The organism is Ralstonia sp. PBBBR1, assembly GCF_002256165.1.
GTDB classification, from domain to species: Bacteria; Pseudomonadota; Gammaproteobacteria; order Burkholderiales; family Burkholderiaceae; genus Ralstonia; species Ralstonia thomasii.
Genome location: NZ_NKIL01000011.1, coordinates 140,319 through 152,461 on the forward strand (window position 1 = coordinate 140,319; position 12,143 = coordinate 152,461).

Sequence of the window (12,143 nt, forward strand, 5' to 3'; positions counted from 1 at the left end):
CCAGGCCAGTTTCCTTTCTGGCTACTTAACCAGCCGCGCAATGAACTCGTTGTTAGACGACGAGATTTTCCGATCGCCGAGGGAAATGTCGATACCTGACTTGTCGTAAGAGACAGTCGTCCCGACAGGCAATGCAAGAAAGGGAACCACCTCGGGGCGGGCGACAGCGATCTCGAATAGAGAACAGTGCTTTCCCCCAGTCGGCTGTGGGTCTTTAAATATCCAACCGGAATCCGTAGCCACCTCGCAAAATTCGCGCTCCATGTCGAACTTGCCGCTGGCGAAAAATTCCGCCGACACCACGCCGGACTGGTTGAGCACAGGAAAAGAAGGCTCAACGCCCAGTTGAGCACAGGCTTCCCTCTGAACCATCAGATGACGGATCGTTGTGCTGGCACCTCGCGTCCAATTGATCGGCACGGCATCAAAGATAGGCTCCCAAACCTCCAGATCACCGCTTGAGTCCTGGCACAGCTTTACCAACATCCAGCCCATCTGCACCAACTGGTTGTCGCTGAAAACAACACCTGCAGCGACCTGCTCCTCGAAATAGGAAAGAACCCAGTCGAATCCTGTCCCTAAGTCCGAGGCAACTGCGACGACGATGTTGGGGTGGTTGTATCGCTGGCGCAGGTTAGTACGGTATTCAATCATTTCAACGACTACCCCTCAGGGAGTTTATGCGGTTCGTGATATAGCTTCTGATTGTTTCGGCTTGGCGGGCACCATCTTGGATGTACCCGGGATCAAGTGGCTGCCCCTTGTACGTCTGCCAATCTCCGGGCATCTTTGCTCCCTTGGACGCGTTCAAACTGGTCGGAAGCCCTTGTGTGTTTACCGGGTCATTCAGAATTGCACTTTGCTGTGCGGGCGTCAACTGATCGAACCCCGGCTGATCCTTGATCCATTTCTGCGGAACAATGTGATCTGCTGCCAATCGCTCATCGGTTTGCACTACCTTTCCGGTAAGTGGGTCGACGTAGGAGCCGCTGGCATTGGCGTTCTCTCGCATCGACGAATTTGGCGAAGTAACTTTGGTGCTTTGTCCGCCTGACGAGGTGTCAGAAGCCTTGTCACCTGCTTGACCTGCGCTATCGCCGCCGCCAGAGGCAGCGATCGCATTGCTCGGCACATATCCCGGCGCCCCAACGCCAATTTGCGGCACAGTGCCCGAAGTAGAGCCCCCTGCAAGCGCGGGCGACGCACCAGGGGCCTGCGGCCCTCCGCCTTCGATAGCAACGATCGCACCCAGGCCGTTCGCGATTCCTCGCAAGAGCAGCTCAGTCTTCGACGGTGAGCTCTTGCTAGGACCGTCGTTGATTGCTTGCAGATCGTTGGGATCGGTCTTGTTGCTGCCGGGTGGAGGCGGAAGAATCGTGCTCAAGGCGTAGTTCACCGACTCCAACGGGTGTGTCACGGTGTTCGTGACAGCATCTACTATCCGCTGCACGATCGTACCGTTGCCGCCTTCGCAATTGCCGGTACCGCAAGATCTATCACGGTTATAAAGGTCTACGTTCGAGCCTGCAAAGGCGCCGGAATTTCCGCCAACCAGTGCCCCCGCCGTACCGGCCAATGCATTGGCCACCACATTGCCAAGCAGGCGGTCGGCGTCTGCGTTCCCCGTTGTTCCTTGGAATGCGTTGCTGACACTATTGAGGTTGCCCGCAAGCGTGGCGGACGCTCCTGCGCCTGCGGCACCACCCAATGCATTCCCTCCGCCGAGGCCTGCAAGCACACCGCCAGCAACGGTGTGAAGAGCAACGCGGTTCCATCCACCTTCATCCCAGTTCTTGGCTTCCTGCAAGTACTGCGCAGCCAACTCCGGATTGTTGTCGGCGGCGGCCTGCTTCGCCGCATCCTTTGCGGCATCTCGCTTCTGGTCTGCGTACTGACCAATGCGAGTTGCCACTGCCTCACCAGCCGCCTGCGCAGCTGCCATCATGTCGGCCTGATTGTTCAGCAGGTTCTGCAGGTCCGGCGTTTTACCGACCGTACCGTTTGTTTTGGTCGTGTCGCGGCTGAGCTTTGCAACATCTTGCTTCTGATTGGCTTGGTTGGTAATCGTGATGGTGCCTTGCGAGATGGCGCTGCGTGTTGTTGCACTTTCGCTGCCACTGTCGTTTTGGCTGAGCATCGGCGTTACGCCACCGCTGTTCTTCACCGATTCGTTGCCAGTGGTCTTGTAGTTATTTCCACCATTGCCCACCGAACCACCTACGCTGAAGCCGCTGCTGCTCGCGTTGTAGTCCGAGTGGTTCTGGATGTCGGAGAAGGTCAGCGTGCCGGTCGTCAGTTGGTTTTTGTCTGGCGACGCCGTGCTGGCGATGACCGCGCCCTTGAGGTCCGTGTTGCCCTTGACGTTGATGTCAAAACCGCCTGCACCAGCCTGGATACCCGATTGCTCGTTCACGCCAGCATAGTTGCCATTCGCGTTGCCGTTGCTATGGCTGAAGCTGCCGCTGGCGCCTCCCATGCTCGCGCTGAATCCGCCGCCAGAGCTCTCTTGGTGAGCGTTGCTGCGACTGGAATCTTGTGTGCTCGCCACGTTGAGATTCCCGCCGATGTTGGCAAGAACCTTATTGGCGTTGACGTTGGCGCCGACGATATTGGTATCGCCGCCGCTCACAATGGTGACGGTGTCACCGGCGTTGATGTGGGTGTTGTTCTGCGTTTGCGCATCCGAGTTCGCGTCGCCGTGCGCCTTCGACATCGAGGCTGACACACCAAAGCCACCGGTGCCGTACGACACACCAACGCTCGCACTCTTGGATTCGTTGGTGCTGCGCGTGCTATCCGTATCCGTGCTGCCCGTCAGGTTGACTTGATTCTTGGCCTGCAGAAGTACGTTCTTCGCGTTGACGTCGGAACCGACGATGTTGATGTTGCCGCTGCCCGGCGTGCCATCCCCCGTTGCCATGAATGCAGTCGTACCGCCCGCCTTGATGCTGCTGCCGTTGTTCTGGGTGCTGTCTTCCTTGAAGGTCGTCTTGCTCGACGACGAACCCCAGCTCAACTCGACCTTGGCTTCAATCTCTCCCTTGGGGTCCTTCAGCGCACTGTCCAATCCCTTGACTGCGCCAAAAGCGTCCATCGCACCGCTTGCGGCCGCAATCCCGTGCAACGCTGCTGCCCGCTTGTCCTGGCTGTTGCCCGCTGCCTCACCTTGCTGCTGAACGTTCTGCAGCGCGTCCAGCACTGGCGACTTCACGGCCAGCGTAAAACCCGAACTCTTGATTTCGTGCGTCTCGTCGTGATGACGGTCCGTGGTCGAGGCATCAATGGTCACGTTCTGACCGATGCCTGTCACGTTTTGACCTGCAACCACGTCCGAACCAGTGATGTGCAGGTTACGGCCAGCCTGCATATTCACGCTGCCGTCGGTGCTACCGATGAGGCTACCTTGCGAACCGCGCACGGTATCGTTGGTGGTGTCAGTCGTCTGGTTGGTGCCATACGAGATGCCTGCGCCCGCACTGCCCAAGCCCGACTTCTTCACGTCCTTGAAGTGCGATTCGCTGGTTGCAGTATCTGCAGTCGTGATGGTCAGGTCGCGGCCAGCCGACAGATTGACGTCACCCGTACCCGCAACGGTCGCGGCCTTCGCCGTTATGTCACGGCCTGCAGCCACGGTCACCGTATCGCCCGAGAGCGTAGTACCGACCGTATTGGTCAGCCCAGCCGAGTCGATGGTGTGCGTCGTCTTAGACGACAGGAACCCGGTTTCTTTCTGATAGTGCTCGTCGCGAACGTCCTGATGGCTCTGGCCTGCGTTGAGGTTCACATCACGCCCAGCGGCCACTTGGATACCACCAGTCGCGTTTGCATACGCAGCCGTAGCATTCACATCCTGGCCCGCACCAATGGCGAGGTTGCCCCCCGTCTGGATTTGCGTCCCCGCATCGGCATACGACGAGCGGTCCGAACGGTTCTTGTCACTCCAGACGACGTGTTCCTCGTTCGACTGTCGCACCGCAGTCAGGTTGACATCGCGGTTGGCCGTGATGGTGGCATTGCCCGCCGTATTGATGGCAACGGCCGCCAGATTGGCATCACGACCAGCCTGGATGGACAGCGCACCAGCGTCGATGCTCGCCACCTGGTTGATGTTCGTACCCGTGGTCGTGATGTTCTTCGTTTGGACCGTCGTGCTGGTGAGGTTCACGTCACGGCCGGCAGACAGCAACACCTGGTCGCCCTGGATATGGCCGCCGAGGTTATTGATGTCTTGCGTGGCTTGCGCCAGCAGCGTGCTGCCCGCCAGCGTGCCGGTGTTGACGATGTTGTCAGCGGTGACCACCGTCACGTTGCGGCTGGCGATTGTGCCGGTGTTCGTCGCGTCGCCCTTGGCGTTGAAGCTGACGTTGTTACCCGCCATCAACGTACCGCCGCCGGTGATGTCGGTGTCCTTGGCGCGCAGGTAGACCTGCGGCACCAGCACCTCCTGCTTGCTGCCATCCGCCAGCGTCACGGTCTGCTCGACCAGCCAGACGATGTCGCTGGTGAGCTGCGCCATCTGCGCTTCAGTCAGCGCCGTGCCAACGTTCAGGCCGAATGCCTTGCCTGCAGCGGTACCGTTTGCCAGCAGTGCCTTGTATTCGTCTTCGTTGTTGGTGTAGTCGCCAATGAAGCGCTGCCCCGTGGCCCGGACGATTTGTTGCTGAATCAGTTGCTGCTCGTAGAAGCCATCGCCGATGCGCTTGAGTGTGGCACCCGGGTCGTTACGGAACTGCGACAACATCGTGTCGCTCGAGGTCCACTGGCGGAAGTTGGTAAAGCGCGGGTCGGTTTCGACCAGCACGCTGCTGCCTGGGTCGCTGATGATGCGGTAGAGGGCATTGTTGGGCAGCGTCAGATTCGGCACCACGGTGCGGATGACCACGTTGCCGGGCAGCGTCACAGAGGTGGTCGCGGCACTGACGGAGCCGCCGGCAGGTGTGGCAATGGACGCCGTCTGAATATGCATGACCCCGCTGTTGGGCACCGTCACCGATGCACTGCCAGGCTGCACCGTGTCGCCGCCAATAGCCTTGTAGTCCGCAACGGCCGCGCCGCCGCCATTACCCAGGCCCGCCTTGGTCGACACCGCAACGGATTTGACCGTGGGCTGGCTATTCGGACCGGAGCCGTTGGTGGGGCTCACATCCAGCTGGTAGTTGGTCTGGATGGTCTGCCCTTGCCATGGGCTGGTGTTGTACTGGCGGTGGTCGGACGAGAATGCGCCCCCCCCGCCGACGTAGGTGTATTGCGCAGTTCCGCTCGTCGTGACGGTTTGCGTACCCTGCATCCCAACGTTGACTGGTCGGGTGCCAATCACGTTGCTGCCCGTCAGGTCGCCACCGGCCACCATCTGGCTGGCCACGTTGTTCACCACGCCGGCATTCAACGTCATGCTGCCGCCGGATGTAATCATCCCCGGGTCGCTTTGCGTGACCACCGTGCGGGTAATCTGCTGCGTGCCGTCGTAGATGGTGAAGCTCTCGACTTGCCGGTTGCGAAGGTCCTGGTTGAACGCGGTGATGGCGTTGTTCAACACCTGGTATTGCGCAACGGCAGCGTCATGCCGCTGCTGCCAGGCGGTCAGGTCTGCTTGATACTGCGCGTACTGCTGATAGGTGCTCGGGTCTGGCTGCGTGCCAATTTCCTGCGGCGGCGCGATGCCAAATACACCCCAGATGGTGTCCGTGGTCTTGTAGAGGAACTGTTCCGGATAGCTCGACACCGTGCAGGAATCCGCGCTGCAGGGCGTCTCCGGCACATAGGCCACGGTGGGCTGACGCCCATCGTTGGTGTAGTTGAACGGGGGCCCGAAGCGATTGAACGGATATTGCGTGGACGGCAGCACCATGACGCCCAGACGCGAGTCGCCCAGCCACTGCCAATCCGTCCCAGGCGCGCTGGTACCCGGGCCCGTCTGCATAAACATGACTGTGGTCGGGTCGATGTCCTGCGTCGACCCATTCAGCCGATACGACACGACATGCGTACCCGGCGACGTCTGGTTTGTCGTCGCGAAGTGATTGTTCTGGTTGTTGATTTGCGCGGCCGCAATCGTCAGGTTGCCGTCGGCGTTGATGGTGGCCGAACCGTTGACGACATACTGGGCTGAGCCAGTCGCGTGGTTGCTCGCGTCGAGCGCCCCGCCAACACGCATGTTGCCAATCGCGTAGATAAGCGCATGCTCCTGGTTGTTGAGCGTCTGCACACCCAGGTCCATGTCGCCACGGCTGGCGATGACACCCGCGACACCGTTACCGTTGACGGTGTTTGTGAGCGTGTTGGCCGCAATCGAAACCGAATCGCCATACAGGCGGCCCGTGTTGACAACGTTGTTAGCACGGATGACGGTCGCGCCACCGTCGATCAGGCCATCGTTGGACAGCGTGCCCTGCGCGGTCAGCGTGTTCGACACCGTGCCAATCAGCTGGCCGCTCTGCGTGTTGGTGATGTTGTTGGCCGACACCGCGAGGTTGCGGCCGGCGGACATCGTGCCCGAGTTGGTGACGTTGCCCGTGGTCGTCACGGAGACGTCCTGCCCAGCCGCAAGCGTGCCGCTGTTGTTGTAGTCCGACTGCAGGTTCAGAGAGACGCTGCCTTGCGACTGCACGGTACCGTCACCGCTCATCTGACCCGCCGTCACGCCCACGCTCTTGGTGCCGTTCAGGTTGCCTTGGGTGTTCGTCAGCGCGGCGGCGGCCTTTGCACCCACTGTCCCCGCCGACTGAATCGAGCCCTGCGTGTTGTTGATGGACGGCGCCGTTAGCTGTGTGTTCAGGTCCGAGCGGATGACACCGGCTGTGTTGTCGAGCGACGTTGCGGCGGTCAGCGCCACATTCGCGCCTTCCATCGCCGTGGTGGCCGTATTGGTGTTCTTGTTGAGCAGGTTGGCGCCGGATACTGTCAGCGTGCCGCCGGCGTGCATCAGGCCGGCGGAGTTGTCGACCGTCGTGCCGTTCACCGTCACGTCGCTGTTGGAAGCGACCTGGCCACCGGCATTGGTAAGCGTGCCGGTATTGACCGTCAGCACACCGTTGGAAACCAGTTTGCCTTGATCGTTGGTCAAGGTCTGGCTTTGCACGTCCAGCGTAGTGTTCGACGAAATCGTGCCTTGCTGGTTCGTCAGCGTGTTGGCGTTGACCGAGACGGCGTTGCCAATCACCGCGCCTTTGGTGTTCGTCAGGGACTGGCTATGCGTCGTCAGGGTCGTGCCGGCTTGCATCACGCCACCGTTGGCGTTTGTGATGGCACCCGCCGTTGCATCGACCGTGGCCGCGGCAGCGATGGCGCCACCGGTGTTGTCCAGCGCCCCTGTGCCGGTTTTGACGGTCACGTTGCGCCCCGACACCGTGCCGGCCTGATTGCCCAGGCTCGCTGCCTGAAGCTGAATGTCTTGCGTGGCAAGGAGCTTGCCGCCGGCATTGGCAACGTTGCCGGTGCTGGTGAGGGTCAGCCCACCTTGACCGGAGCCGAGGATGCCACCGGCGGTGTTATCCAGACTCGCCACCGTAGCGTGCACATCACCAGTCGCGGCCAGCGTGCCGCCCTGGTTGGTCACCGCGCCGGCAGTCAGCTGTAACGCGTTCGCGGCGGAAACCTTGCCTGCCGTGTTGTCGAGTGCGCCCGACCCCGTGTTGAGGGTGACATTCTGACCCGAGACCGTACCCGCCTGGTTGCCCATGCTGGTTGCCGCCAGCGTGACATCTTGAGCAGCGAGCAGCTTGCCGCCCGCGTTGCCGATGTTGCCCGTGCTGGTGACGTTGAGAGCGCCAGCGCTGGAACCCAGTACGCCCGAGCTGTTATCAAGGCGCGCCACATTTGCTGTGACATTGCCCGCGCCGGCCAGCGTGCCAAGTTGGTTCACCAGGTTGCCGGCTGTCACGTTGGCCACGCCCGAGGCGGACACCGTACCGCTGGTGTTATCGACCCTTCCCGTGCGGGTGTTGACGGTGAGGTTACGTGCGGAGATGGTGCCGCCTTGGTTGCCCAGGGCCGCCGCATTGAGGGTCGCATCCTGGCCGGCAATGAACTTGCCGTTGGCGCTGGCGATGTTGCCCGCGCTGTTGACGACGAGGTTGTTGCCGCTGGAGCCGAGTGCGCCACCGGTGTTGTCCAGGCTTGCCACCGTGGCCGTCATGTCCCCGGCAGAAGCGAGCGTGCCGCCCCGGTTGACGAGGCCGCCCGCAGCCACCTCTGTCGTGCCGGAGGCGGAGACTTGCCCATTGGTGTTGTCGACCGTGCCGGTGCCTGTGTTCACCAACAGGTTGCGTGCCGAGATGGCGCCACCTTGGTTGCTCAAGCTGGCGGCGTTGAATGTGGCGTCTTGTGCGGCAATCAGTTTGCCGTTCGTGCTCGTGACGGCACCGCTGCTGTCGACTTTCAGATTGCCGGTGCTGGAACCCAGCACGCCTGACGTGTTATCCAGGCTCGCGACGGTGGCGTGCACATTGCCATTGGCGGCAAGCGTGCCGCCCTGGTTGACCAGGCTGCCAGCTTGGACATTGGCTACCCCCGATGCCGACACCGTGCCATTGGTGTTGTCGATGGCCCCCGTTCCGGCGTTGAGCGACAGATTGCGACCAGAGACGGTGCCTGCCTGATTGCCGATCGCAGCGGCATTCAGGGTGACATCCTGTGCAGCGACCAACTTGCCGCCACTCGCGTTGGCAATCGAACCCGTGCTGTTGACGATCAGGTTGCCGGTGTTGGAGCCGAGCGCACCGCCAGTGTTGTCCACGCTGGCCACCGTCGCGGTGACATCGCCGGTAGCGGCGAGCGTGCCACCACGGTTGACGAGGTTGCCGCCCTGGATGTTGGCCGTACCCGAGGCGGCCATCGAGCCGCCCGTGTTGTCGATGGCGCCCGTGCCCGTATTGAGGGAAAGATTACGCGCCGAGATTGCACCGGCCTGATTTCCCAGGCTCGTGCCCGCAAGCGTCACATCCTGCGCTGCGACCAACTTGCCGCCCGCGTTCGTGATGGCGCCGCTGCTGTTGACATTCAAGGTGCCACTGCCGGAGCCGAGCACACCCGAGGTGTTGTCCAGGCTGGCCACATGGGCAGACACATTGCCGGCGGCTGCAAGCGTGCCGCCTTGGTTGACGAGGCTACCGGCCGTAACGTTTGCCGTGCCCGCGGCGGAAACCGTACCGCCGGTGTTGTCTAGCGCACCAGTCCCTGTGTTGAGTGACATGTTCTGGGCCGACACCGTGCCACCTTGGTTGCCCAAGCTGCCGCCAGTGATGGAGACGTCTTGCGCAGCAACCAGTTTGCCCTTGGCATTGGTGATGTCACCCGTAGCGTTAACGGCGAGGCTGCCGCTATTGGAGCCCAGTGCTCCGGAGGTGTTGTCCAGCGAGCCAGTGGTGATGCTCGTGTTGCCGGTGGAAGCCAGCAGACCACCCTGGTTGACAACGCGCTGAGCGCCAACCTGCAGCGTGGTGTTGGACGAGAGGCTGCCGGCTATGTTGTCCAACGTGCCGCCAGCCTGGACGGTTACGCTGCCGCCCGAAATGGTGGCGCTGCGCGTGGTCACATCGCCCGTGGCGGACAGCGAGACCGTGCCTTGCGTGGCGACGTTACCGTTGCTTGCGTCAATGCTTGCACCGGTCACGCCAATGCTCTGACCGGCCAGCAGATTGCCGCTGTTGCGCGCTGCGCCTGTTGCATTCAATGCCACCGCACCCGGCTGCGTGACATTGCCGTTCGTATCGACCCCTGCGCCAATCGTGCCGCTATTGGTGACTTGCGGCCCGGTGATGGTGGCGTTGCCGCCGGCAACCACGGTGCCGCTGTTGGTCGTGCTGCCAGACACCGTCACGTTGCCAGGGCTGGTGATCACGCCTTGGTTGTTGACGTTGGGTGCCGAGATGTTGGCATCCGCCGCGCTTTGCACGCGGCCGGTCGGCGTGATGGTGACATCGCCATTGGCCGCCAGGCTCAGGCTGCCTGTGAGCGCAGCGAGGTTGCCGCCGATGTTGACGCCCAGCCCCTGCTCGGTGCCGATCAACCGCGTGGCGCCACCGCCGTACATGCTGCCCAGTTGACCAACGTCGATGGCGACCTGCGGTGCCGGGCCCACGCCCGCAATCGCGGTTGGCGTGACGCTGCCGTAGTCGACGCTATTGGCACCCGCTACCGCATTGAGACGTGCAGCCCACACTTGACCATTGATGGCCATGGCGCGAGACAGCAAATCAAGCTGCGCGCCGCGCGCATCAAGGCCTGCGCCGTTGACCGTAATTTGACCTTGTTGGACCGAGATGCTCGAGATGTTGCCCAGCGCATCGAAGTTGGGCGTGCCGGTGGTGAGCGTGACCCGAGGCGCCTGGATGAACGAACAACCGGCACACGTGATGCCCGCGGGGTTGGCAACGATGAGGCTGGCTTGGTTGCCTGCGATTTCTGTGGGGCCTGCCAGCACGGACGGATTGCCGCTGGTCACCTGGTTCAGGATGACGCGCGCCGCGCTGTTGCCCAGGAATGGGTTGCCCTGCACCCAGCCCGCGATTTGCGTCTGAGAATTCTGATCACTGTTGTTGAGCACAACGCCGGCCTGGCCCACGTTGTAGTTCGTGAACGCGTTGGAACTGACGCCAGCAGCCGAAGGCGCATTGATGTTCACCACCGGCGTGCCATTTGCCGCCACCCCCACGACGGGGTGGGGACCAGGAACATTGCGGTCTGGTGTAAGTGATTGCGCATTCAGACCCGGCGCTGCCAGCGCGGCCACCGTACTCAACGTCAGCGCAGATGCCCGGCGGCTGGCGCGGCTTCCCGTGTCACGCCCCTTGCCTGTGCTTCTGGCCGTTTCCTCCACGGCAACCAGCATGCCCCGAACGGCGTTGAATACAGTCCGATAACACTTTGCGTTCATGATGTTTCTCTACTGGCAATGGAGACGGCAAGTGCCTGCTGGCGACCGGGCGCGATCGCAAGCAGGCGAGGAAAGACGACGACAGGCAGGCCGCTCGCACCGGAGCGGCAGGATCGTTTCACACTTCAGGGAAGAGGCAGGTCAGCGTATGCGCCGACGAAAGACACGCCGAGCGGATGTCCAGCGCCTTGAAGACACACAGCGGCGCGCCTGAGATGTCGTCTCATGCGAAAGCACTCCCTGCCCCGTCTGAAATGGAACAACCCCGACGGCCTCACTCGACTGACGGAGGGAGTGCCTTTTGCTGTTTGCGCGGATGATAATCGAAAGGACCGCCTCGAAGATTAACAACCGTAAATTCGATGCAAATGCGCGACGTTCAAGGATATTTACATCTGAATTCGGCGATATTGAATTCAGATTAATTGAGACTGGGCAGCGCGATTTCGGCAGTGGCATTGGTGAAGACGCCATCCGAGCGCGGGGAATTCGCGCTTGGACCACCTCGGGCCGGCCGCCCTTACCAATTCCGTACGCTCCCACCCCGCGACTTGGGGATGGCGGCGGGGTTGCCTGCCGCCTACTGTCGTCGTGCGCGCTCTGCGCGACCACAGGGAGGGATGCATGAAGCGAGTGATTGCACTGCTGACCATACTGACCGCCGCATGGGCGCATGCTAGCGACAGCGTAAAGCCGGTGAGCCCGGGCACGAAGTCAGGGACATCAACCTCGGGAAACAAGTCCGGTGGTGGCGGCGATTCCGGGGGACGCACATCTGGTGGCGGCACAGACGGCGGTGGCAAAGCGCATGACCCCGCCACGCGGGTGGACATCTCCGGAAATCGCCCGGAACGTCCTGGCGGCTACAACAGCAAAGGTGAAAGCCTCGAGCGGCCAAAGGACAACGCTGGCCCCATCCGATCGGGCGGAGGCGGCGGCCCTGCGCTTGGGCCTAAGCCTAAGGAAACCAAGGACGGAAGCTGACAGCCGAGCGCATCCGCGCCGCCGCTCGTCACTGATACTCCATCAGCACCGACATGGCGCCATTCACGGTGCCGGGCGTGACGTTGGCTTCGGTCTGAACGTATGACACCCGCATCGGGATCGAGAACGAACCGCCGGTGTCCTTGCTGTAAGCATCGATGTAATGACCCAGTGAAACCTGCACAGGTTAGGCGGCTAAAGCGAATGCCTCAGCCGGGGTCTTCATCTTCAGCGCTTGGTGGGGCCGTCGGTGGTTGTAGAACTGAATCCAGTCGGCGATCGCACG

The 12,143-nt window shown here is 61.8% G+C and carries 3 protein-coding genes and 1 pseudogene; all 4 read right to left on the bottom strand.

Annotated elements, in window-relative coordinates; translation table 11 throughout:
- Nucleotides 1–21: 21 nt before the first annotated feature.
- A complete protein-coding gene (locus tag CFE42_RS19625; protein ID WP_004635873.1) occupies nt 22–654 on the bottom strand; it encodes a hypothetical protein in 633 nt (210 codons plus the stop codon).
- Nucleotide 655: 1 nt separating this feature from the next.
- Nucleotides 656–10,873 carry a hemagglutinin repeat-containing protein gene (locus CFE42_RS19630; RefSeq protein WP_004635875.1) on the bottom strand — a complete coding sequence of 3,406 codons (10,218 nt, stop codon included), beginning with the start codon at nt 10,871–10,873 and terminating at the stop codon, nt 656–658.
- Nucleotides 10,874–11,885: 1,012 nt separating this feature from the next.
- Nucleotides 11,886–12,041 (bottom strand): hypothetical protein, encoded by a 156-nt coding sequence (locus CFE42_RS19635; protein ID WP_251471300.1) that lies wholly within the window; start codon nt 12,039–12,041, stop codon nt 11,886–11,888.
- Between the two features lie 6 nt (nt 12,042–12,047).
- Nucleotides 12,048–12,143 (bottom strand): annotated as a pseudogene (locus tag CFE42_RS19640) (integrase core domain-containing protein); the annotation flags it as partial.